At 43.1% G+C, this 24565-nt stretch carries 24 protein-coding genes; 22 read left to right on the forward strand and 2 right to left on the reverse strand.

Translation table 11 applies throughout. The annotated features are described in order from the left end of the window. Window positions 1–157 precede the first annotated feature (157 nt). Complete coding sequence (locus tag OIM03_05815) at window positions 158–1117, forward strand: iron ABC transporter permease (protein ID HJI73791.1); 960 nt, start codon at window positions 158–160, stop codon at window positions 1115–1117. After that, complete coding sequence (locus OIM03_05820; GenBank protein HJI73792.1) at window positions 1114–1902, forward strand: ABC transporter ATP-binding protein; 789 nt, start codon at window positions 1114–1116, stop codon at window positions 1900–1902. The genes OIM03_05815 and OIM03_05820 overlap by 4 nt, the downstream gene beginning before the upstream one ends. Before the next feature lie 95 nt (window positions 1903–1997). Here the strand turns inward: OIM03_05820 and OIM03_05825 are convergent, their stop codons facing one another. Together OIM03_05825 and OIM03_05830 are read right to left on the reverse strand one after the other, a co-directional pair. Further along, entirely contained in the window at window positions 1998–2930 is a 933-nt protein-coding gene (locus OIM03_05825) for an ABC transporter substrate-binding protein (protein HJI73793.1), read from the reverse strand. Between the two features lie 137 nt (window positions 2931–3067). Next, window positions 3068–4057 (reverse strand): sirohydrochlorin cobaltochelatase, encoded by a 990-nt coding sequence (locus OIM03_05830; GenBank protein ID HJI73794.1) that lies wholly within the window; start codon window positions 4055–4057, stop codon window positions 3068–3070. Between the two features lie 464 nt (window positions 4058–4521). Between OIM03_05830 and OIM03_05835 the strand changes: the two genes are divergently transcribed. The 20 genes from OIM03_05835 to OIM03_05930 all read left to right on the forward strand — a co-directional run bounded on the left by OIM03_05835 (window position 4522) and on the right by OIM03_05930 (window position 24421). Beyond that, complete coding sequence (locus tag OIM03_05835) at window positions 4522–5556, forward strand: rod shape-determining protein (GenBank protein ID HJI73795.1); 1035 nt, start codon at window positions 4522–4524, stop codon at window positions 5554–5556. Between the two features lie 2 nt (window positions 5557–5558). Next, entirely contained in the window at window positions 5559–6470 is a 912-nt protein-coding gene (gene mreC, locus OIM03_05840; GenBank protein HJI73796.1) for a rod shape-determining protein MreC, read from the forward strand. Next, the gene (gene mreD / locus OIM03_05845; GenBank protein ID HJI73797.1) at window positions 6470–6979 is read left to right on the forward strand and encodes a rod shape-determining protein MreD; all 510 of its coding nucleotides are present in this window, start codon (window positions 6470–6472) and stop codon (window positions 6977–6979) included. The genes mreC and mreD overlap by 1 nt, the downstream gene beginning before the upstream one ends. Window positions 6980–7014: 35 nt before the next feature. Continuing rightward, a complete protein-coding gene (mrdA, locus tag OIM03_05850) occupies window positions 7015–8841 on the forward strand; it encodes a penicillin-binding protein 2 (protein HJI73798.1) in 1827 nt (608 codons plus the stop codon). Then, entirely contained in the window at window positions 8841–9704 is an 864-nt protein-coding gene (locus OIM03_05855; GenBank protein ID HJI73799.1) for an AAA family ATPase, read from the forward strand. Before mrdA ends, OIM03_05855 begins: the two co-directional genes overlap by 1 nt. Before the next feature lie 6 nt (window positions 9705–9710). Next, a complete protein-coding gene (gene rodA, locus OIM03_05860; protein ID HJI73800.1) occupies window positions 9711–10826 on the forward strand; it encodes a rod shape-determining protein RodA in 1116 nt (371 codons plus the stop codon). 9 nt (window positions 10827–10835) lie between these two features. Further along, window positions 10836–12731, forward strand: a complete 1896-nt coding sequence (locus OIM03_05865; protein HJI73801.1) for a TIGR03960 family B12-binding radical SAM protein — start codon at window positions 10836–10838, stop codon at window positions 12729–12731. Between the two features lie 22 nt (window positions 12732–12753). Further along, a complete protein-coding gene (locus OIM03_05870; GenBank protein ID HJI73802.1) occupies window positions 12754–13422 on the forward strand; it encodes a TIGR03936 family radical SAM-associated protein in 669 nt (222 codons plus the stop codon). Between the two features lie 5 nt (window positions 13423–13427). Further along, on the forward strand, window positions 13428–14825 hold the full coding sequence (locus OIM03_05875; protein ID HJI73803.1) for an Rne/Rng family ribonuclease: 1398 nt from the start codon (window positions 13428–13430) through the stop codon (window positions 14823–14825). 31 nt (window positions 14826–14856) lie between these two features. Further along, a complete protein-coding gene (locus tag OIM03_05880) occupies window positions 14857–15189 on the forward strand; it encodes a thioredoxin family protein (GenBank protein HJI73804.1) in 333 nt (110 codons plus the stop codon). A 134-nt stretch (window positions 15190–15323) separates the two neighbouring features. Next, window positions 15324–15575, forward strand: a complete 252-nt coding sequence (locus OIM03_05885) for a type B 50S ribosomal protein L31 (protein ID HJI73805.1) — start codon at window positions 15324–15326, stop codon at window positions 15573–15575. A 186-nt stretch (window positions 15576–15761) separates the two neighbouring features. Beyond that, window positions 15762–16844, forward strand: a complete 1083-nt coding sequence (prfA, locus tag OIM03_05890) for a peptide chain release factor 1 (protein HJI73806.1) — start codon at window positions 15762–15764, stop codon at window positions 16842–16844. Then, window positions 16834–17703, forward strand: a complete 870-nt coding sequence (prmC, locus tag OIM03_05895; protein HJI73807.1) for a peptide chain release factor N(5)-glutamine methyltransferase — start codon at window positions 16834–16836, stop codon at window positions 17701–17703. The genes prfA and prmC overlap by 11 nt, the downstream gene beginning before the upstream one ends. Window positions 17704–17705: 2 nt before the next feature. Further along, window positions 17706–18752, forward strand: coding sequence for an L-threonylcarbamoyladenylate synthase (locus tag OIM03_05900; protein ID HJI73808.1), 1047 nt, complete (start codon window positions 17706–17708; stop codon window positions 18750–18752). Window positions 18753–18919: 167 nt separating this feature from the next. Then, on the forward strand, window positions 18920–19366 hold the full coding sequence (gene rpiB, locus OIM03_05905; GenBank protein HJI73809.1) for a ribose 5-phosphate isomerase B: 447 nt from the start codon (window positions 18920–18922) through the stop codon (window positions 19364–19366). Window position 19367: 1 nt separating this feature from the next. Next, the gene (locus OIM03_05910) at window positions 19368–19925 is read left to right on the forward strand and encodes a TIGR01440 family protein (GenBank protein ID HJI73810.1); all 558 of its coding nucleotides are present in this window, start codon (window positions 19368–19370) and stop codon (window positions 19923–19925) included. 73 nt (window positions 19926–19998) lie between these two features. Continuing rightward, window positions 19999–21237, forward strand: coding sequence for a serine hydroxymethyltransferase (locus OIM03_05915; GenBank protein HJI73811.1), 1239 nt, complete (start codon window positions 19999–20001; stop codon window positions 21235–21237). A 159-nt stretch (window positions 21238–21396) separates the two neighbouring features. Beyond that, window positions 21397–22494 carry an efflux RND transporter periplasmic adaptor subunit gene (locus OIM03_05920; GenBank protein HJI73812.1) on the forward strand — a complete coding sequence of 366 codons (1098 nt, stop codon included), beginning with the start codon at window positions 21397–21399 and terminating at the stop codon, window positions 22492–22494. Next, window positions 22494–23210 (forward strand): ABC transporter ATP-binding protein, encoded by a 717-nt coding sequence (locus OIM03_05925; protein HJI73813.1) that lies wholly within the window; start codon window positions 22494–22496, stop codon window positions 23208–23210. The genes OIM03_05920 and OIM03_05925 overlap by 1 nt, the downstream gene beginning before the upstream one ends. Then, the gene (locus tag OIM03_05930) at window positions 23207–24421 is read left to right on the forward strand and encodes an ABC transporter permease (GenBank protein ID HJI73814.1); all 1215 of its coding nucleotides are present in this window, start codon (window positions 23207–23209) and stop codon (window positions 24419–24421) included. Before OIM03_05925 ends, OIM03_05930 begins: the two co-directional genes overlap by 4 nt. The last annotated feature ends 144 nt before the right edge of the window (window positions 24422–24565 follow it).

Raw genomic sequence — 24565 nt, forward strand, 5'->3', positions numbered from 1 at the left:
GTGCTTCTTTATATAACTGTACTAATGCCTTCTAAATCATGTGGTTCAATATAATGATTTGTCCTACTTTTGTATCTAAGAGCCAATAGCTTTTTAGGAGGAAAATTATTTGAGCGAAATTCAAAGCGTTGAAACTACCAAAAGTAAAAGCCTCAAAATTCTAATCATTCTTTTTTTTACAGGGTTTACCGTATTTGCGATGATAGCAAGCCTTGCATGGGGTTCGGTAGATATTTCTTTCTCAACCATTGTTCACACTCTTTTGGGAAACGTTCAGACTACTGACGAAATGGTAATATGGAATATCCGATTTCCTCGGAATATTGTCGGAGCTCTTGTTGGTGCAAATTTAGCTGTCTCCGGGGCGATATTACAGGCTGTTATGAAAAACCCCCTTGCTGACCCTGGTATTGTCGGTGTTTCAAGCGGCGCTGGGTTAGCAGGTGTCATCATGCTGATATTTATGCCAGAGGCCTCTATGCTTTTAACCCCGGTCGCTTTTGTCGGAGCGATGCTTTCAGCTGCTGCCGTGTATGCACTGGCCTGGAAAAATGGAATCCGTCCGACACGAATTATATTGGCTGGTGTTGCGGTTAGTGCTTTCTTGGGAAGTGGAATATCTGCATTATTAGTTTTTTATTCTGATAAAGTACAGGGAGCGCTTCTATGGATGGTTGGCGGTTTATCTGCAAGAAGCTGGCCTCAGGTGGAGACACTCTTCCCTTACACGATACTAGGTCTTGTTCTTGCCTTGGCAGGATGCAAAGCTTTGACAATCCTGAGCCTCGGTGATGAAACAGCCAGAGGACTTGGAGTGCCTGTAGAGCGTGTGCGTTTTTCTATGACTGCGGTTGCAGCCCTTCTGGCAGCAGGTGCGGTCAGTGTAGCCGGCCTGATTGGCTTTGTTGGTCTGGTGGTTCCGCACATTGTCAGATTAATCATCGGGACTGATTATAAGTATGTTATTCTAGGCTCGGCAATCTTAGGAGCCGGTGTCTTAGTATTCTGTGATACTCTTGGACGTGTTGCCTTCTCTCCGATAGAGATACCCGCCGGAATTATTATGGCCTTTTTGGGAGCTCCATTTTTCCTGTACCTGCTTAGGAGGAGTTCATGATGAGTGAAGATACTGCAATTAAGATATCCGATGTGCATGTGTCATTCGGAAATCATCATGTACTGAAAGGGGCAAGCGGTGAGATAAAAAAGGGAAGCATTGTTACCTTTTTGGGAAGAAATGGCTGCGGCAAATCTACATTATTGAAAGTTGTAACTGGCAACTTGAAGCCAGACCAGGGCATGATAGAGATTGAGAACAGAGCGTTATCCAGTTTCTCTACATCTGAAATGGCACAGAAAGTTGCCTTCCTCCCGCAAGTCCATGAAATCCCCCGGGATATGACAACGGAAGAATTAGTGGCATGCGGCAGATATCCTTATCAGCATTGGTGGACCGGAGTCTCAGCGCATGATCGTGAGATCATTGAACTTGCCATGGAAAAGACAAATACAATACATTTAAAGAATCGTATTGCAGCCAATCTTTCCGGTGGTGAAAGGCAGAGGGTCTGGATTGCCATGGCTCTGGCGCAGGAACCTGAAATTTTAATTCTGGATGAACCTACAACATATCTGGATATCTGCCACCAGCTTGAAGTACTGGAACTGATAGAAAAACTGAATCAGGATGAGAAATTGACTGTGGTTATGGTTCTTCATGATATTAACCAGGCAATACGTTATTCGCAGGACATACTCGTACTTGAAGATGGTATTATCAAATATCATGGAAACCCTGTGGAAATTATGACTCATCAGACGATTGGGGAAATATTTCAAGTGGACGCTGATGTAGAAATCAGGCAAGGCCGGCCCAGCGTTATTGTCAACGGACTGCTTTGATAATTATTCTGTTTAAATGAAAAGTCCGGAAGCTTCTGCATTAATAAATGCGGAAACTTCCGGACTTTCTTTATTATGAAGCCGGACGCAGCCCTTTAGCTGTTATAGGCCAGATCATACAGCTTCTCCATGGCTTCAGGAGTTCTTACCCCAGGATTTAACAGAAAGAGATCCGAGGGGAGGAAAAAGACTTTATGATTTTCTACAGCTTTCAAGTGATTCCATGCAGGATTTGAACGCATGTCTTCATCCATCTTCTTGTTGATTTCGTCAGCATTTCCCATCGTCACAACAAAGATGACATCCGGGTCGTCTGCAGTCAGCTGTTCAAGAGAATAAGGAACGGTTTTCCCAGTCAGATTAATATTCTTATGGGAAACGACGACATTGTTCATTTTCAGCAACTCTACCATAGATGCACAAATCGATTCAGGAGTTTCGGCAGTAATTGATTTGCCGGTAGCTCTTAATACGGTGACTCTGGCTGGTGTCTTTTCAGATGCCTTTTTTTCTATCTCGGACATTTTGTTATTATAATCAGCAACAATCTTTTTCGCTGCATCTTCCTTGCCATAAACCTGTCCCATAAATTCCAGCAAAGGAACGTTATCCTTGATTCCATCATAATTAATGAGGATATAGGGAATTTTGTTGCTTTGAAGCAGCGATTCAAGTTTTGCATCATGACTCTTTTCACCAATAACAAAATCAGGCTTTAGTCCAACCAGAGCTTCCATATTGATATGCTGAACTGTACCAATAAGTGGAAGGGATTTTGTTTCGGCCGGAATAGGACTTGTTGTTACAGGTCGCCCAACAGATGTGCCGCCAACACTATAAGCCATATTCAGAAGGGGAGCAGTCAGTGTGACAACTCTCTTCGGGTGAGCTTTCATTGTGATAGTCTGTTCTTCGTATTTGTATTGAATAGAACCTTTTTCGGCATTTGTGCCTGACGTTCCACATCCCGCCAATGTAAAGCATAGTGCAGCTGATACGAGAAGTGTACAAATTTTTTTTGGAGACATTTTTCCTCTTTCCGCGATCCAATAAATGGTCTGCCAGTAGAATAAGTTTAAGTCTGAATATCTATTATCAGATTGTTAAAAGAACCTCCTCGGCATAAAATGACGGAGAGGTTCTTCTAATCATATCACAAATAAAATTATTTCTGCAGTGCAGAAAGGGCTTCGTTAGCTCTGTTTACATAAATCTGGCGAACATTTTTGTTTTCACCAAGTCCATGGATATAAGTCTTTACAGTAAATCCATCTTTTTCAAGGATGCTCTTATGAGAATCCGGATCACTGCCAGCCATATCATTATTTGCATGATCACCAGCGACCATCATGATAGGCATCAGAGTAACTGTCGTATAACCGCCAGCTTTCAGTTTTGGAATGACATCTTCAAGATTCGGACGGCCTTCTACGGAATATACGAATACATTATTCATACCGAGCTGCTGCAGACGATCCTGAATAACAGAATAGTAAGCATTGCCCGGATGCGGGGTGCCATGAGCCATAATCAGAGTAGCTTCATGCGGGCCCATCTTCGGAATCTGGCTCTTGAGAGCATTTAAGAATTCTACGATCTGATCTGGTTCACCTTCGGTGCCCTGGAAATACATAAGAGGCATTGCAAGAGAAAGTTTCTTGAAGTTGTTAGCCTGCATCTTTGTAATGATAGAGTCATAGCTGTATTCCATGCCAGGGATTACATCCAGAGAAACAACAGCAACACGTGTATAACCGTCTGCTTTCAGCTTAGCGAATGCTTCTTCTGGTGTTAATTTCTGGACACCTTCTTTTGCCTTTACTCGATCGATAATGATATGTGAGGTATAGGCTTCATAAACAGGTACTCCGGGATTGGCTTCCTGAATAGCTTTTTCAACAGCATCAATTGTCTTTGCACGTGTGTCCTTGAATGTTGTTCCAAAGGTCATTACGAGGATAGCATCTTTGTTTGGCGCATTCTTCATTGCTGGGTTTTCAGATGTCCAAACACCTACGGTAGAAGCTTCGCGCAGAGCTGGTGTAACGTCTTTGACTTCTGGATTCAACTCATAGGCACTTGTCGAAAAACTGGCACCAAATGCACAAAGTGCAGCTACAGAGGCAACCACCATACGTCTAACTCCTTTTTTCATTAGAAAATCACTCCTTTTGCTAAAATTCTGGCTAAAATAGAATTATAAGCAACTCGAGAGGGAATCTGAGTATTTCCCAAGTACTTGATTACAGTCTTGAGTTGTTTTCTACACTAACTTTAATACATGATTATTCTAAAGTCAATAAAAAACGTTGAAATAATTAACATAGAAATAGAAATGCATTAAAAGAGTTTCTACATTTGAGAATATGTGAGAATATGATTAAACCTGGATTTAAGTCACGACGGGAAATACTAAGAAATAAAATAAAGATTAAAATAAAAATGCCTTTTTGGAGAAATAACAGTCCGGCCTTTATAAAAATTAATTCCATGAGTCCGGACTTGCAGGATGAATTGTAAGGTATGTGTATTTTACATCGGTCAAGTTTGTTTTGGGTGATAGTTATACCACAAACATGATATAATAAATTGTATTACTATAGAAAGGTATAAAAATGTATGAAAGCATTTTCCGCATTAACGAATAAATTAGGAATCGATCTGGGCTCCTCTCAAGTTCGTATTTTTCGTGATGACAGAGTGGTATTAGAAGAATCCAGTGTCGCCGTAGTGGATAATATCAATGGCAGAGTTCTGGGATTTGGTACAGATGCATTGATCCGATACCATAAAGAGCCAGAAAATCATTACTTGGCATGGCCGGTAAAAAACGGTTCTATTGCTGATTATAACATTGCCAAATCAATGCTTCGCTACTTTATCAATAAGGCTCTTCATCATTCGGTTAGCCGTCCGTCTGTCATGATAGCGGTTCCCTGTGAGACAAGTTCAGTAGCGCGGCATGCATTAGTGGACGCCTTGATGCATGCAGGCGCGAGGCAGGTTTATTTAATTGCCTCTCCGGCTGCAGCAGCTATCGGGGCTGATTTCAATCTTGAGAATTCCTCAACGATTTTATCCATGGTCATAGGCCGGGATGTAACAAATGTCGGATTATATTGCTGCGGCGGCATCGTCTCGCAGGTGGGAGATGCCTTTGGCGGACATAATATTGATGTTGGAATCTGTCAGTATCTTCAGGATAAATATAATGTCCTGATAGGAATAGAGCAGGCTGAAAAATTAAAGAGTGAAGTGATTTCTTTAACCCGTGGCGGGAATCAGGATACTTTTACTATTCGAGGCAGAAGAATTAGTGACGGAGTAGAAGTTGTCATTGAACTGTCCCTCGAAGAACTGAGCCCTGTTATGAAAAAAATCATGAAGCCTGTCTTATCGTCTGTTAAAAGGGCTATAGCAGAAGCAACACCAGATATGGCAGGTGATCTGCTGAAGAATGGACTGCTCCTCTCTGGCGGCAGTGCACTATTGTCCGGATTAAAGGACTGGCTTTCTTTTGAATTGGGAATTCCTGTGCTCGTTCCGGATAACCCGGCAGATATTATTTCAGAAGGCTGCCTGAAAGCTTTTGACAAGCAGAAGCATCTTTCTCTCTTGGTAGAGAATGGTGAAAAATATTATGGAGGCGCTTAATCGTGATATTTTTTGATAGGAAGAAGATAGTATTTGCCATTCTTCTTTTTATATTTGCAGGAGCTTGCGGCTGGTTCTGGAGACACAGAGAATATATTCCCTTTGTTTCTCAGCCTCTTTCCACAGGAGCAGCACCCTTTGAATACGGGGTAAGCCGCGCGGCCTGGGATACAAGGGATGGATTAGGAATCATTTCTCAGGTTCTGAATAACTGGAAAGAATTGGATTCTCTCAAAAAAGAAAATGAGAGCCTGAAAGCTGAGCAGTCAGGTTATAGTGAAATATTGGCTGAAAATATAAGGCTCAGGAGTCTCTTGCAATTCAAGCAGGGCTATAAGCAGTACAATATGCTTGGAACATCAGTTATTACGAGAGATTATGGCGGATGGACACAGACCATGGTGATTGACCGCGGCGAAGACAGCGGTTTAAAGAAGTATATGCCGGTTATTGTCCCGTCCGGCCTTGTTGGATTCATCAGCGAAGTCTATGCAAATTCAGCCCGTGTTCAGCTTCTTCTTGATCCAAGGACTACAGTTGGCGGAATCGTAGAAAGGCCGGCTTCCCGTGTTGTTTCTATGGTATCGGGAAACAGCGGCAGTCCTGACAAGCTTGCTTTTATAAATCTTGCAAGAGAGGCTGACGTCTTAAAGGGAGATGTTATCATCACTTCGGGCTATGGCGGAGTTTATCCGAAGGGTCTGGTTATTGGAACAGTTTCTAATGTTGATGTGGATACGATAGGCGGGAGTCAGGTCGCATATATAACGCCGGCTGCTGATTTTTCTCATTTAGAAGAGGTATTCGTTATTACGGATCAGGTACAAAAAACAGCACCCGGGAGTGTTACGGCTAATGCACCAAAGCGTGAACCGCCAATGAACCCCAACAAGGTGCAGGCAGGTGAGAAATAATGAGTTCTTTTTCGATAACGATTTTCATACTCGTCGTTATTTTTGTTCAGGCTTCATTTGCCCCAATGCTTTTTCATGGATTGGTCCAGCCAGATTTGATTCTGACCAGTATTGCCATTGCAGCACTTCTTTTTGATAAGAGAAAGGCGTTTGCCCTGGCAATGGCCGGAGGACTCGTTCAGGATATTATCATTGGCAACTTTTTTGGTCTACATTTACTGCCATACTTATTGATAACAGCGCTTTTGGTTAGATTTGGAAGAGGAAGATATACGCGTCACTGGTATATATCTTTGCTTGCTGTTGTTATGGCAACGATTGTGTACTTGTTATTCTCCAGTTTGATTCTGTGGTGGAGTTTGATTCTGTGGTGGGGAGGAAGTCATTATCCCTCCTATTCCTACTTCTTGAGTCTAGGTATTCCGCTGACTTTCTTAAATGGTCTTTCGTCTATAGTCCTTTATAATTTATTGTGGAGGATGAAGCGTGAAAGTGAGCCCAAATGGTGAAAAGAAAAAATATACCAACTTTTTTGACAAGCTTATTGAAAAATAAAGAAGAATCCAGATATGCCCGGATGATTTATGCTGCCATCATTCTCTTGTTCATATTGTCAGCCAGATTATTCTATATGCAGGTGGTCGAGGGCAGTTACTATAAAGAAGAAGCAGATGGAAACAGAATCCGCAGTATTCCTGTTCAGGCTACCCGCGGAGTCATGTATGACAGGAACGGAGTCATTCTGGCAGGTTCAAGGCCTGCATACAGCGTCATCATGCCTGTTGACAGGAAGGGAAATACCTTAAGTGATGACGAACTGCAGAAATTATCAGTCCTGCTAAAAATGCCTGTTGCTGATCTGAAGAAAAAGATAGAAGACAATAAGAGAGCTTTTGGCGCTATTTATCTTGCCAATGATGTCGGCGTAGATGTTGCAACACAGATTGAAGAAAAGAAAGATGATTTCCCGGGAATCCAGATCGAGGTCAATCCCCTTAGAGTGTATCCTTTAGGAGCGGCCGGAGCGCAGGTACTTGGATACGTTGGTGAAGCCGGTCCGGATGACAAGGATGCTGATGGAAATCCATATACAACAGCAACTTTGATCGGAAGAGCCGGAATCGAAAGGAAATATAATCAATACCTTGAAGGGAAAAACGGATCAAAAACAATTGAAGTCAATGCTTCAGGTCAGCCGGTCGGTTATGTCGGCGGGACACCTGCCGTTTCCGGAAACAATATCCGATTGACACTTGATGCCAACCTGCAGAAAGCTGCAGAGGATGCGATTGATTCCCAGGTTAAGATTCTGGCAAAATCAGGTATCTATGCAACGGGAGCTTCTGCTGTGGCGATTGATCCTAACAGCGGCGCGGTACTGGCTATGGTCAGCGAACCAAGTTATGATCCGAACCGCTTCAGCAAGGGAATTTCGACTGCTGATTGGAATCAAATCATTAATAATAAAAATCATCCTATGCAGAACCGTACCATTGCATCCATGTATCCTCCCGGATCCCTGTTCAAGGTCGTTACGGGGGCGGCTGCGCTGGAAGCAAAAGTCATGTCGCCGACAGAGAGGATTTTTGACAGTGGCAAGCACTGGCTTGTAGATAAAAGAAATGCGCAGGGTGAAGCCTTTGGGTGGATTGATTTTTATGAAGCCCTGGAAAAATCAGATAATGTATATTTCTATGAAATGGGCCGCCGCCTTGGAATCGATAAGTTATCCCAGATGGCGCGCGAATTTGGATTAGGCAAGCCAACCGGCATAGATCTTGCAGGCGAAGCTGACGGGAACGTCGCCAGTGAAGAGTATAAGAAGAAAGTCTTCGATCAGGACTGGTATCTGGGCGAGACGATGGATGCTGCTATAGGGCAAAGTTATACATTGACTACACCAATCCAGATGGCCATGGTCTATTCGTCTATTGCAAACGGCGGATTCAAATATCAGCCGTATCTTGTAAACCGTATTGATAAGCTGGATGGTTCTCCTTTAAAGATTTATTCTCCTAAGCGTATCGGATCGCTTCCTGTATCCAAAGCAACTTTGGATGATATCCATACTGGTTTAAGGATGGTTATGTCCAAAGACGGTACCGGCGGGATGCTGTTCCATGACTATCCGGTAAGCATTGCCGGCAAGTCGGGTACCGCGGAAACGAATGGTCTGGATAATGGCTGGTTTGTAGCATATGCTCCATTTGACAAACCGGAAATTGTCGTTTTATGTATGTTTGAACACAGCGGATTTGGTGCAGATTCTGCAGCACCTGTGGTTAAGGAAATCATGGATGCATACTTCCATCTTGGAAAATATGCTAAGTCAGCTGCATCTAAGGATTCCGGGACAGGAGGTAAATCCTAATGGCTAAAGTCTTATCTATAGCTTCCGGAAAGGGCGGGGTAGGCAAGACGCTTTTGACGGCCTCATTGGGGATAGTCATGGCCCATAAAGGCTACAGAGTCCTGCTCATAGATGGAGACATGGGCTTAAGGAATATGGATTTGATCCTTGGTTTGGAAAATGAATGCTTCTATAATATTTTAGATTTGGCTGAAGGCAGATGCTTCATGAATGACGTAAAGCTTTCTGTCGGCAAAAATCTTGACTTTATTCCCGCAGCACAGGCAGAAACATGGGATGAAATATTCCCTGCAGCTATCAGTGTCATACTTGATGATGCCGGCGATGATTATGATTTCATTTTATTGGACTGCCCTGCTGGAGTAGGGAGCGGAATCCAGTTCGCAGCAGATGTTTCAGATAAGTTTATGATTGTTGTGGCTCCTTCGTGGGCATCCAGAAGAACGGCTGACCAGGCCGCTCAAATGATTAAGCCCAAAGTTGATTTCTCTTATGTGATGAATCAATTTTCGTTCTCCAATCAGAATCAGGCATCCTTTCAGGAAATGCTCGAAACAATCGATTCGGAGTATTTCGGCGGAGTGATTCCTTTTTCTGTAGAAGCAGCTCGTCTTGCAGGTCATGGAAATTTGAAGGATTTAAAACTGAACGGACCTTTTGGAAAAGCCATCGATTACGTATACAGATCGGTCATTGAAGGAAAGGAATTTCCATTAAGTGTCTGGTCAAAACTTATCCGGGGCTGTGACAATGAAGTTGATGAGATCTTGAATAAGAGTGCTGGTTCGGTTCCTGTTATTAACAAGCCTGGGCTTTCCTGGAACTCAGGAAGCCAGTTTTACAAATGGCGGAGAAGGAGATGAACCGTATTGAATTTGATTCATTATTGGCGCCGTATTGACAGTACGCTTTTATTGACGGTTCTTGGACTGGGCATCATCTGCCTCTTGATCATTGCAAGTGCTACACATGCAAACATTCCTGATTATCCCGGCAGATATGATTTTGTCCTGAAACAGGGCGTTTTTCTTATAGGCGGAATCTGTATTGCCGCAGGAACGCTTTATTTCGACTACAGGAAATTATATAGATTGGTTCCTGCGTTATATATCATTAATGCAGTCATGCTTTTAATCGTAAAATTTGCCGGAACAAGTGCCCTGGGGGCGCAGCGCTGGATCCAGATCGGACCTTTTACACTTCAGCCTTCGGAATTTGCCAAGCTGATTATGATTATCTGTCTGGCCCGCCTGCTTTCCACCAACCATACAGGGTTTAAAACATGGAAGAGTCTGATCCCGGTTGCCGGCATGATGTTTTTGCCGACAATACTGATATTTATCCAGCCGGATCTGGGAACGAGTCTCGTCTTTGCCGCGATTGCTTTCGGCATGCTTTACATTTGCGGACTCCGGATGGAGCTTGTAAAAAGAGCGCTCATTGCTTTAGTAGTCATGTTTCCGGTAATTTGGTTCTTCGTCCTTCACAGCTATCAGAAGATGAGAATCCTGGTTCTCTTCAATCCAAGTGTTGATCCGTATGGATCTGGGTATCATGTTATCCAGTCGAAAATATCTATCGGCAGCGGCGGATTCTTGGGGCAGGGACTTTTTGAAGGAACGCAAAGCCAGCTGAACTTCCTCCCAGAAAATCATACGGATTTTATTTTCTCTGTTATTGGGGAAGAGCTTGGATTTATCGGTGCCATCTTTGTCATATTCCTGTATTTTGTACTGCTTTACAGGACGATTATGATTTCCCGTTCATCAGGAGATTCCTTTGGCAGCCTTCTGGCATGCGGAATCTTTTCGATGTGGCTGTTCCAGGTATTTATTAATGTGGGAATGACATTGGGAATCATGCCTGTTACAGGCATTCCTCTGCCCTTTATGAGTTACGGCGGCAGTGCATTAGTTATGAATCTGCTGTGCGTTGGTATTTTGATGAACATTTATTTAAGACGTAAGAAGTTAATGTTTGACTAGGAGAAGAAAATGAATCGAGTAGAAATAGATCCAGTTTGGTTAATGCATGTCCAGAAACCAGCCAGATATGTCGGCGGCGAATGGAACAGTGTTATGAAAGATCATGCAGACGTGGATGTAAAGGTCGCTCTCGCGTTTCCTGATGTTTATGAAGTCGGAATGAGCCATTTAGGGCTGAAAATCATTTACAGCGTCATCAACTCCAGAAAAGATGCTCTGGCTGAACGAGTCTATGCACCATGGGTTGATATGGAAAAAATGATGAGAGAAAGAAATATACCTCTCTATGCACTGGAATCCAAAGCGCCGATTAAAGACTTTGACGTTCTTGGTTTTACCATGCCCTATGAAATGTGTTACACCAACATCCTCAATATGATCGATCTGTCCGGAATCCCAGTGCTTTCCAAAGACCGCACAGATGAGGATCCTATTGTTGTTTCCGGAGGCCCCTGTGTCTATAATGCTGAGCCGATGACTGATTTTATCGATGTATTCTTTATCGGAGAGTCAGAAGAAGCCATTCAGGAAATGGTTGAAGTCATAAAAAAATGGAAAGCGGAAAATAAACCCGGCGGAAGATGGGAAGCCATTCATAGACTGGCTGAAATCAAGGGATGCTATGTTCCTTCTCTGTATGAAACTTCTTACTACGAAAATGGCATATTCAGAGCCATAAAGCCGGTTGATCCGTTTGCACAATTTCCTATTGAAAAGAGAGTCATAAAAGACGTCGATCATGTTATCGTAGACGATAAGCCGATACTTCCTCATATCGAGATTGTCCATGACCGTGCTGTGCTTGAGATGTTCAGAGGCTGCAGCAGAGGCTGCCGTTTCTGTCAGGCGGGCATGATTTACAGGCCGGTTAGGGAAAAGAGTGAGGAAAAGCTTCAGGAAATTGCTGATACTTTGATCAAGAATACCGGATATAATGAAATTTCCTTAATGTCCCTTTCCTCGGCAGATTATTCCTGCCTTCCGGAACTGGTCGATCATTTGATGGAAAATTTCAAGGACAAGAGAGTCAGTGTAAGCCTTCCGTCCCTTCGTGTCGACAGTTTCTCCGTCGATATTGCCAAGAAGGTGCAGCAGGTCAGGAAGAGCGGTCTTACCTTAGCACCGGAAGCCGGTACACAGAGGCTTCGCGATGTAATTAATAAAGGCATTACCGAAGACGACATCATGGGAGCATGTTCAAACGCATTCAGAAATGGATGGGACCGCGTTAAGCTGTACTTTATGATGGGTCTTCCTACAGAAACTGATGAAGACCTGAAGGGGATTGCTGATTTAGCAAACAGGATCAATGAACTGTATCATGAGATACGCGGCAAGTATGGGTGCAGAATCACTGTCAGCGTTGCAAGCTTTGTACCAAAGCCTTTTACTCCGTTCCAGTGGATGCCTCAGTGCAGCGTAGAAGAAATAGAAAGAAAGCAGAAATATTTAGAGAGCCTGTTTACCAACAGACATATTAAGTTTGCATACCATGACGCACGGACCGGCTATATGGAAGCCGTTCTTGCAAGAGGTGACAGGAAGCTTAATCAGGTTATCCTCAAGGCCTGGCAGAAGGGCTGTGAATATGACAGCTGGACAGAATTCTTTGATTTCGATAAATGGATGTCATGTTTTGAAGAGTGCGGAGTCGATCCGGATCAGTACGCTGCCAGAGACAGGGATGAATATGAAGCTGAACCCTGGGACCATATTGACTGCGGAGTAACAAAAGATTATCTTCGCAAGGAATGGAAGCTTGCACAGAAGGGCATTCTCACACACGACTGCAGGCATCTGGCATGCAATGGCTGTGCAGTCTGCCCGATACTTGACGTAGCATTGATTGATCATAAAGAGGAGAATTGGAATGATAAGGCTGTTTTTATCTATAAGCAAAGGTGAGGAACTGAGATTTCTGGGGCATTTGGATTACTTAAGAACTATGGAAAGAGCCATCATGAGATCCGGCCTTCCGGTAGCATTTTCAGAAGGATTCAATCCGCACATGAAAATATCAATGGACTCTGCGCTGGGCGTAGGGGTTACTGCGGATCCTCTTTATATGGAAATGGATCTTGAAAGAGAAGTTCCTCTTGATGAAGTTAAGTCAAGCCTGACAAACCAGCTGCCTGGAGGAATCTCTATTAATGGAATCATTGCCGTCGTAAAAGAATGCCCCAAGCTTTCCGCGATTTTCAACGAAGATGTATATCAGATGGAAGGCCCTGTTTATGAAGATTATGATGCTGCCAAGGCCGAAGAGGGCATCCAGAAATTCAATGATTTATCTTCCTTTATTTATAAAAGAGTAACTCCTAAGAAAGTCAGGGAGATGGATGTAAAACCCATGATTCTTGAACCGCTCCGCTTAAGCATCAGGAATAACAGGGCGTACCTTACCTTTTCCCTGGTCAGGAGCACTACGGGAACCGTGCAGCCTAAGGATATCTGGAAAATGCTGTCGGACTCCTTTGGCCTTCCCTGGGTCAATGATGAATTTATATGCTCAAGGGCAGGTACCTATCAGCGTGAAGGGGAGAAGAGAAAGACACCATTCGATCCTGAGTTTATTGAAGTTTATTCGAAAGGGTAATATAAATGAGACAGATTCTTCTTCATGTCGAGCCGGATGAAAAGATATTTGCCGCGCTTGATGATGGTATCTTAAATGATCTTGAGATCGAACGTAATAATAATTTGGATATAGTCGGAAGAGTCTATAAAGGAATCGTCAGAAATTCAGTTCCTTCTATAAGCGGATATTTTATTGATATCGGTATTGGAAGGAATGCGTTTCTGAGGAAGAGAGATTTGCCTGCGGATACAAATATTACCGAAGGAAGCACTGTCCTGGTGCAGGTCGAAAAAGACAGCACGGAAACAAAAGGCCCCTTAGTAACTGGCAAAATCGGCATACAGGGCAAGTATTTTGTTATGCTTGGAAATAGCAGCTATGTTGGCGTATCCAAGAAGATTGTAGATACAAAACGCAGAAACAGCCTGAGGAGCTGGGTAAAATCTGTGCGTCCGGATGGCAAGGGTATCATTATACGAACTGCGGCTGCAAACGCCGAAGAGGCTGTACTTAAAGAGGAAATCGAGTATCTGGATCATATATTCGACATTATTTCCAAACGATCCAAAGTGGAAAGGGGACCGGTGCTTTTATACAGAGGAAGCGATCTTATCGTCAAGGGGATAAGAGATTACATGAATGATGATGTGGAATCGTTCTTTATTGATGATGAGGAGTCCTTTGACCGTGCTTCTGAATTAGAAAAGAAGAAACCCAACAGTCTTGAAGACAGGCTGCATTATTACCATGGACCGGAGCTTTTACTTGAAAAATTTCATGTCGAAGAACAGATAGAGCAGCTATTTGACCGAAAAGTCGAGCTGAAATCCGGGGCTTACTTTGTTATTGATTACACCGAAGCTTTGACCGTCATTGATGTTAATTCAGGATCCTTTAAAGGGAATGGAATCCCTCACAGCGAGTTGGCTTTCCTGATCAACAAGGAAGCCGCTGTTGAGATTGCAAGACAAATCAAACTTAGGGAAATCGGAGGAATCATTCTCGTTGATTTCATTGATATGGATAAGAAATCGCAGAAGGATGAACTGCTTGATACGCTGAAGCGGGCATTTCAGAAAGATCATAACAAAGCCGTTGTATGCGGAATCACATCGCTTGGCCTTGTTGAAATAACAAGGAAGAGAACCAATCAGAGACTTTGGCAAAATTATTTTGATGCGTGTCCGGTGTGCCATGGTACGGGGATAGTACTTTCTCCTGAATCGATTGCCCGTTCTATCTACCATGATCTTCAAAAAAGGAAATCAGGGACTGGAATTAAGACAGGAATTACAATAGTATGTAATAAAGAAGTTGCAGATTTTATAAGTATAAAGGATAATATAACTAAATTTGAGACACTTGTTAATAAGCCGGTTAGACTGGAAGCAGATGATAGTCTCAAATGGGGGGGTATATAGTATATTGTCAGAAAGATAAGAGGGGAAAACTATGGCTGTAGATATTCACTCAAAACAAAATCTGGAAGATGAAGTTTATCAGAAGGACGGATATGTCCTTTTGAACCTATGGGCTGCATGGTGCCGTCCTTGTCAGGTCATGGAACCAACCTTGAAATTTGCTGAAGAAAAGTTTAAAGACAAAATTTCCTTTTGCAGATTAGAAGTAGAAGAACAGGAAGCACTGGCTGATTTATTCCAGACTGTCGGCATTCCGACTTTTGTCTTGTTTAAAGACGGGAAGGAAATCGGCAGGATCATTGGATATCGTCAGAAGGCCAAGTTCGTTGATGAAATAGCTAATATCATTGGGGACGGCCAGTAAACGAAGAACCGGTCTTACAAGCTGATTTTATTGCAGAAATGGAATATTATTTTATTTCCTTTCCTTGCATTACCAGATTTCTTCTGATATAATAACAAAGAATTATCTATGTATTTGAAGTGAGGTGCAATTAAGTGAAGAAGGACATCCATCCGGATTATCATCCTGTCGTTTTCCGCGATATCGGTGCTGACTATTCCTTCCTGACTCGTTCTACAGCTGTTTCCAACCAGACTGTTAAATGGGAAGATGGAAATGAATACCCGCTGATCAATATTGATATCAGCAGCAAATCTCATCCGTTCTATACGGGACAGCAGCGTTTCGGTAAGGCTCGCGGCCGTATCGAAAAGTTCAACAAACGTTACGGAAAAACATCAGACTAAGAAACAGGGCTATGAGGCCCTGTTTTTTAATTTCATTTTTTAGGGATGGAATGCCTGCACACTTTGTTATTCATAGTGATATTCTGTTATACTGTACAATATAGTTTATTAATATAATGGGATGAAATGGACTGTCATCATCCTGATATGAATTTATTTTTATAGTTTGAAGGAGCGTTTTGAAATATGCAGATCAATAAGTTGGATAAAATGGAAGCCAGGTTTATTTCACTGGAAGACCAGCTGAGTGATCCTTCTGTTATAGCCGACCAAAATAAATGGAGAGAACTTTCAAAAGAGCATTCTGAGCTGGCAGAAGTCGTCTCTAAATATAGAGAATATAAAGAAGTGCTGGATCAGGCGAAAGAGGCTTTGGAAATTCTTGGAGATAAATCACAATCAGACCTGCATGAGCTTGCCAAGGAAGAGCTGAAGGAAAGCGAAAAACGCAGGGATGAACTGGATTTGGAAATACATAAATTGCTGATTCCAAAGGATCCTAATGACAGCAAGAATGTCATTCTTGAAATCAGAGCCGGTACAGGCGGTGAGGAAGCAGCGCTTTTTGCTGCCGATCTCTTAAAGATGTATCTGAAGTTTGCCGAGAGAAAGGGCTGGAAGGCAGAAATTGCAAGTGCTAACGAAACCGATCTGGGCGGATTTAAGGAAGTAACATGCACGATTGAAGGAAAGAACGCTTACTCCATTCTTAAATTTGAAAGCGGTGTTCACAGAGTACAGAGAATTCCTGAGACGGAAAGCCAGGGGAGAGTGCATACTTCTGCTGTCACCGTGGCAGTTCTTCCAGAAGCTGAGGATGTAGATATCGACATAAAACGTGATGATTTAAGGATAGATGTATATCGTTCTTCAGGTGCAGGCGGACAGCATATCAATAAGACATCTTCGGCTATCCGTATTACGCATATTCCTTCCGGCATGGTTGTTACCTGTCAGAATGAGCGAAGCCAGAGACAGAATAAGGAAAAGGCGCTCCAGATTCTTAAGTCCAGGTTATATGACCAGGCATTGCAGAACAGCCAGAGCAAAGAGGCAGAAGACAGGAAGAATCAGGTTGGATCAGGAGACCGCTCCGAACGAATCCGTACATATAATTTCCCGCAGGGACGTGTTACCGATCACAGAATCAATATGAGCATCTATCAGCTGGATGATTTTTTAAATGGTGACATGGACGCGATACTTGACAGGCTCATCGAGGAAGACCTGTCGCGAAGAATGAAGGAAGGGGATTCCAGTGGCCGGTAATACAATATGGACGATTAATAAATTAATAACATGGACAACGCATTATTTTAAAGACCATCATATAGAATCGCCGCGTCTTGATGCGGAAATCCTTCTTGCCCATGTGCTGAATAAATCACGCATTTATCTCTATACTAATTTTGATTTAATCGTCAATCCGGATGAGCTGGCCATGTATCGCGGATATATCAAAAAGCGCATTGAAGGATATTCGGTAGCAGCCATAACGGGTGAAAAGGAGTTTATGGGGCTCACCTTCAAGCTGAGTGAAAATACATTGATTCCAAGGCAGGATACGGAAACCTGGCTTGAAAAGGTCATACAGTATCATAGAAATGATCCTGAATTGTTTGTCGCTGATCTTGGGACGGGGAGCGGAGCTATTCTTCTTAGCTTCCTCTACTATTGCGAAGGTGCGCATGCTGTCGGTATTGATATATCTGAAGATGCGCTTGCAATTGCCAAAGAAAACGGAATTCATCTGAAAATGGAAGACCGCGTGGAATGGCGTTTGGGCAATTACCTGACAATGCTCAAAGAAGGAGAGCTGTTTGACGGCATATTGAGCAATCCTCCGTATATTCCGTCAAAGGATATTTCCACGCTGGCTCCTGAAGTACAGAGAGAACCCAGGATTGCATTAGACGGCGGAGAAGACGGTCTTGATTTTTACAGGGAGCTTGCCAAGGAAGCGGCAAATCATCTGAAAGAAGGCGGTTTTCTGGCTGTTGAATATGGCATCGGGCAGACTCAGCCGATACTGGATATGCTGAAAGACAGCGGTTCATTTGATGATTTCGAAGTCATAAAGGATTACGGCGGTATAGAAAGAGCTATATATTGCAGAAAGAAGTTTTAAAAATGAATACAAAACGAATTCATGTAAATGAGTCGTATTATAAAGAAGAAGTTTTCAAGTTAGGCAAAATATTAAGAGAGGGCGGACTTGTTGCGTTTCCAACGGAAACAGTATACGGTCTTGGCGGCAATGCGCTGGATGCAGATGCTGCGAAAAAAATATATGCGGCAAAAGGGCGGCCGTCCGATAATCCGCTGATTGTACATGTTTCCGGCAGGAATGAAGTAGAAAAATATGTAAAGCATGTAGGCAGCATAGAAAACAAATTAATGGAGAAGTTCTGGCCCGGACCGCTTACGATTGTTTTTCCAAAGAAAGATATCATTCCGAAAGAAACCAGCGGAGGTCTTGATACAGTTGCTTTAAGGTGCCCGCAGAATGCTGCGACGAGAGCCCTTATTCAGGCAGCCGGTGTTCCTATTGCGGGTCCCAGTGCAAATATTTCAGGAAGGCCCAGTCCGACAACAGCAGATGATGTGCTTCATGATATGAACGGGAGAATCAGTGCTGTAGTCGATGACGGCCCATGCAACATAGGACTGGAGTCTACCATTATCGGTGTAGAAAATGGAGAAATCGTCGTTTACAGGCCAGGCGGCATCACGCTTGAAATGCTACAGGAAATAGGACCCGCCAGAATGGACAGCAATCTGATTGTTGATACAGGTCATCCTAAAGCACCGGGCATGAAGTACAGGCACTATGCACCGAAAGCGCCTTTGACCGTATACACAGGAGACAGAGATTCTGCAGCCGCTAAAATCCTTGAAAAGGCTCATGAAGGAGATATAAGTAAAATCGGATTTTTTGTCAGTGAAGAAACGGCCGAGATGCTTCCTGAAGATGCGATCTGCTATATCTGGGGCAAGAGAGAGGATAAGGACAGTTTCGCACATAACTTATTCACAGGGCTTTTATATTTCAATGAGCAGCCTGTTGAGCAGATATACGGTGAAGGGACAGATCAGGCAGGTATAGGCCGCGCCATCATGAACAGACTGAAAAAAGCATCAGGCGGGCATATCGTGGTCGAGGAAAAAGAAACTTAATGTAAAGTTATTATGTGTATACTTAATAGACAGTTGAATGATGCCTTAAGTGTAGCAGGTGCAATTGATACCATTAAACTGTACATAGTGCATATTTGTTTGCAATAAATTCCAATAAGGCGTATACTTTATATAAAAGTTTATGTATTTTGACGAAAGGGAAAAACATGAAAATAGCTATTGCAAGTGACCATGGCGGAGTGGGATTAAAATCAGTTTTGATTAAACATTTATCCGACAAGAACATTGATTATGTTGATTGTGGCACATATACAGAAGAATCCTGTGATTACCCTGATTATGCTGAAAAAGCGTGCAAACTGGTGCAGAATGGCGAGGCAACGTATGCTGTCCTTGTTTGTGGTACCGGTATCGGCATGTGCATCGCAGCTAATAAAATGAAGGGAATCAGAGCTGCACTGTGCGGTGATGAATTTTCAGCACACTTTACTCGTGCCCATAATGATGCCAATGTATTGACGCTTGGCGCAAGGGTTATTGGGCCAGGACTTGCTGAATCTATTCTCGACACTTTTTTATCCAGTGAATTTGAGGGCGGACGTCATGCCCGTCGTTTGGAGAAAATAAAAAAGATAGAAAACGAGGAATTGTAAGATGTATGAAGATCTCAAGGAACAAACAAGAAATTCCTTTAATGAGCTTTGTGAAACAGCCCAGTTTAAATCCGGCAGTTTAATTGTGGTCGGAGGATCTTCCAGTGAAGTAAGGGGAGGCGTGATTGGAAAGGACAGCTCTTATGAAGTTGGCAAGGCTGTTACAAGTACAATTATCGAGGAAGCAGGCAAAAGACATTTGAGGCTTGCTTTCCAGTGCTGTGAACATTTAAACCGTGCTCTCATTATGGAAAGGGAAGATGCTGAATTCTTTGGGTATGATGAAGTTACAGTCGTTCCATGGCTTCACGCCGGCGGGGCATTTTCTACAAGTGCCTTCTATCAGTTCAAGGATCCTGTTGCAGTTGAAAGAATAGCTGCCAGCGGAGGTATTGATATAGGTTTGACTATGATTGGAATGCATCTTAAGAGAGTGGCTGTACCCATCCGGCTGAAAGCGAACAGAATCGGACAGGCTTATGTTTCCGGTGCAAAAACTAGGCCGCCTCTTATAGGTGGTGAACGTGCCCACTATAAAAGAGAGGATGGAATGGATTAAGATTTCAGAATCTCTTTATGGAATGATAATTGGAAATAGTTAAATTCGTGGGGATTTCAAGGAGGAAGGGAATATGGAGCATTTAAAAGCTGATCAGGCAGTATATGAAGCAATCCAGAAGGAATTAGGCCGCCAGAGGGATAAACTGGAAATGATTGCCTCTGAAAATATTGTCAGCTATGCCGTTATGGAAGCTCAGGGAAGCGTATTGACCAATAAATATGCAGAAGGATATCCGGGTAAGAGATATTATGGCGGATGTGAATATGTTGATATCGTTGAGCAATTGGCTATCGACCGTGCCAAAGAACTTTTTGGTGCAGAACATGTCAATGTTCAGCCACATTCCGGCTCTCAGGCAAATTTTGCCGTTTATTATGGGCTGCTGAATCCTGGTGATACCGTCATGGGTATGAACCTTACAGACGGTGGTCATCTGACACACGGAAGTCCGGTCAATATCTCCGGAAACTATTTCAATGTCGTTCCTTACGGCGTCAGAAAAGAAGATGAACTTCTTGATTATGAAGCCATGGAAAAGATTGCCAAGGAAGTACAGCCAAAATTAATTATCGGCGGCACCAGCGCGTATTCCCGTATTATCGACTTTGAACGTATTGCAGCAATTGCAAAAGAAGTTGGCGCATTATTCATGGTCGATATGGCTCATTTTGCAGGTCTGGTTGCAGGCGGCGAATATCCAAGTCCGATTCCGTGGGCAGATATCGTAACGACAACTACACATAAGACACTTCGCGGACCAAGAGGTGGTGTCATCATGTGCAAGGAACAGTATGCAAAAGCCATTGATAAGGCCGTTTTCCCTGGCATGCAGGGTGGACCTCTGATGCATATCATTGCAGCAAAAGCGGTTGCTTTCGGTGAAGCACTCTCTGATGACTTCAAACAATATGCTAAACAGATCAAACGCAATGAGAAGGTTCTTTCTGATGAACTGCAGCGTGTCGGGATCCGTGTTGTTTCCGGCGGTACGGATACTCACGTACTCTTAGCCGATATGCAGGCCGTAGGCACAACTGGCAAAGCAGCACAGAATGCTTTGGATGAAGTTGGCATTACTGTCAATAAGAACACAATTCCATTCGAAACGCTCAGCCCATTTGTTACAAGCGGCATTCGTCTGGGATCTCCGGCCTTAACGACCAGAGGGCTTGTTGAGGAAGATTTTGTTGAAATTGCTGATATCATTGCATCTGTAGTCAAGAATCCTGAAGATGCAGCTGTTAAATCAGCATGTGCTGAAAGAGTCAAAAAACTTTGTGAAAAGTATCCGCTCTATCAGGATCTCTAATTGAACGAATATAATTTCAAAAAAGGGTGAGTACGCAATGCAGGTGCAGGCGTACCCGCCCTTTTTTTGATTCGGTAATATTGGGGGCAGTGCATCATGTGTGCTATAATTTAAACCATAGGGAATGGAATTCAAACACTCGATAAGGAGTTGGTGTATATGACAAAGAAAAAAGGCATAATAGCAATTATTGTTATCATCTTGATTATTATTTCAGGTGGATACTACTGGTATACCAAATCAAATGAAACCAAAAAGGATGATTACACACTGGGAACTGTTGCAAGGAGCAATATAGGTTTATCTATTGATGCAACAGGAACCATTGAACCGGTAAACAGCGTTGATTTGTCTGCGACAGCATCCGGCACATTGGAAAAGGTCTATGTCAAGCAGAATGAGAAAGTCACTAAGGGCGAGACGCTGGCAACCATCGAATCGAAAGCACTGACTTCCACAATGAAACAGGCTCAGAATACATTGTCGAATAAGGAATCCTATTACGATAGATTGAATAACCTTTATAAACAGGGAGCGATATCTTATCAGGAAATGGACAATGCCAGACTTGATTATTTGAATGCACAGGCATCCTATGACAAAGCACAGGCAGATGTCAATGATACAGTCATCGTTTCTCCAATGGACGGGGTTGTCATTGGCGAACCAATGAAGGAAGGGGAAACCGTCTCCCAGGGGCTGTCCAGCCAGATGGTCATTGTGAGCGTTGCTGATCTTTCTTCCATGCGTATTGAGCTCCTGGTAGATGAAACAGATATTGGCGAAGTAGCTGTCGGACAGGGTGTAGAATTCACCGTTGATGCGTATCCGAATAAGACATTCCATGGTGTTGTTACTGATATTTCCAAGAAGCAGTATTCTTCTTCCGGATCGTCCTCCAGCTCTTCCAGCTCTGTCGTATATTATACGGTTTATGTTGGAATCAATAAGGACGAATTGGACGGGCTGTATCCCTCTATGACTGCCCGCGCAACAATCAAGGGACGTCAGGATGATGATGTCTTGACTGTTCCGGTAACTGCAGTCAGGACGGATTCAAATGGATCTTACGTATATGTAAAGGATGGAGACGGGATCAAGAAGTCCTATATAAAGACAGGAATTACAACAGATAAGGCCGTAGAGGTGATTTCTGGCGTAAGCGAAGGCGATCAAATCGTCGTAAGCGGTACTGTATCTCAGGAAAAAACTGCGGCTCCGACGACAAAGAATACGCGGAGAGGACCGGGGTTCTAATGGCAATAAAAACAGACAAGCAAGCTGAAGAAGTTATCCGGCTCCAGGGAATAGGAAAGAGTTACTACATCGGTGATCAGGAAGTGCCTGTTTTGACGCATATAGATCTTTCCATCACTAAGGGGGAATTTGTGTCAATTATGGGGCCTTCCGGGGCTGGCAAGTCCACACTGATGAATATCTTAGGCTGTCTTGACCGGCCGACAAAAGGATCCTATAAATTAGATGGAAAAGAAGTCGCTAATCTGACAGACAAGGAATTGGCATATACCAGAAACAAGAAGATCGGATTCGTTTTCCAGAGCTTCAATCTGCTGCCGCGCCTGTCAGCTCTTGATAACGTCATTCTTCCTATGATATACGGAAATGTCTTTAAAAAAGAGCGCAAAGAACGTGCAGTGAAAATGCTGGAATCAGTAGGTCTGGGCGACCGCATAGATCATATGCCGGCAGAGATGTCAGGTGGTCAGAGGCAACGTGTTGCCATCGCCAGAGCATTGGTCAATGATCCAGCCATTATCATGGCAGATGAACCTACAGGCAATCTTGACAGCCACTCGACCAAGGAAGTCATGGAGATATTTGCCGACCTTTATAAAATGGGGAAGACGGTTATACTGGTTACTCACGAAACGGATGTAGCCAATTATGCCAACCGCCATGTCGTATTGTCTGATGGCCATATTAGCAAAGACTTTAAGGGGCGTTTGCTATGACAAATATATATTTTGAAAGTGTATTGATGGCCTGGAGTTCTATCATCAGCAATAAAATGCGGTCACTGTTGACAATGCTCGGTATTATTATCGGTGTTGCTGCAGTCATCGCATTGATGTCCATAGGTTATGGTGTCCAGTCATCAATCGAAAGCAATATCTCAAGTCTGGGAACGAATACAATCACTATTACTCCTGGCACAGGCAGAAAGCCTGGCATAAGACCGGCTGCCGGTTCTATGCAGACTTTGACATACAAGGATTATGAAGCAATAAAGAATCTTCCTAATATCTCATATGCAGCACCGCTGGTTAATACAAGCTATGTCGTTGTCAATGGCAATAAGAACTGGACAACCCGTATCTATGGATGTACAGAAGACTATGCCAAGCTTTCAGATCTGAATGTTTCAGAGGGACGCTTCTGGACGGCAAGGGAATACAATGAAAGGGCAAGAGTGGCTGTCATCGGCCAGACGGTAGCAACAAGCCTATTTGGAGAGGAGTCCCCGATCGGGCAGAAGATACGTATTAATGGTGATCCGTTTACCGTTATCGGACTGCTTGAGGCAAAAGGGTATTCCTTTATGGATCAGGATGACCGTATTCTCATTCCGTTTACTACCGTACAGGAAAGAATGCTCCATATAACATATGTCAATAATATTGCCATCTCTTCGGAGAACAGCAGTGATTTGAATCAGATAGAAACGGATGTTACGAACCTGCTGAGACTCAGGCATCATATAGCAACCGGGGCTGATGATGATTTTTCTATTCAGAATTCTCAGGATCTTCTGAAGACAATGGAATCAACGACCAGAACATTGACCATTTTCCTGGGAAGTATCGCTGCTATTTCCCTTTTGGTAGGCGGTATCGGCATCATGAATATCATGCTCGTTTCCGTTACGGAGCGTACAAAAGAAATCGGTATCAGGAAGGCGCTTGGAGCAACTTATGAAATGATTATTGTCCAGTTCTTGATTGAATCTGTGACAGTCAGTGTCGCCGGCGGGCTGATCGGGGTCATCCTTGGAATTATTATTTCAAAGATCATTCCATATATTTCTACCTTAACAACTGTTTTGACAGTAACCCCGATTTTGGGATCTTTCTTGTTCTCTGTGCTTATTGGTTTGATTTTTGGCATATATCCAGCACAAAAGGCTGCAAAATTAAACCCAATTGACGCCCTTCATTATGAATAAGTCAGATAATTGATTTCCTGTTTTATTGAACTGATTATTTCTTTATTAAGGCTGATATGCTAAAATTTTACAGAGATCAGTATTAATTGCACTTGATGATTTTTCAGACTATTCTTTCTCAGCATAAGCAAAATAGAGAAGAAA

The organism is Veillonellaceae bacterium, assembly GCA_025992895.1.
Classification (GTDB): domain Bacteria; phylum Bacillota; class Negativicutes; order Veillonellales; family Dialisteraceae; genus Dialister.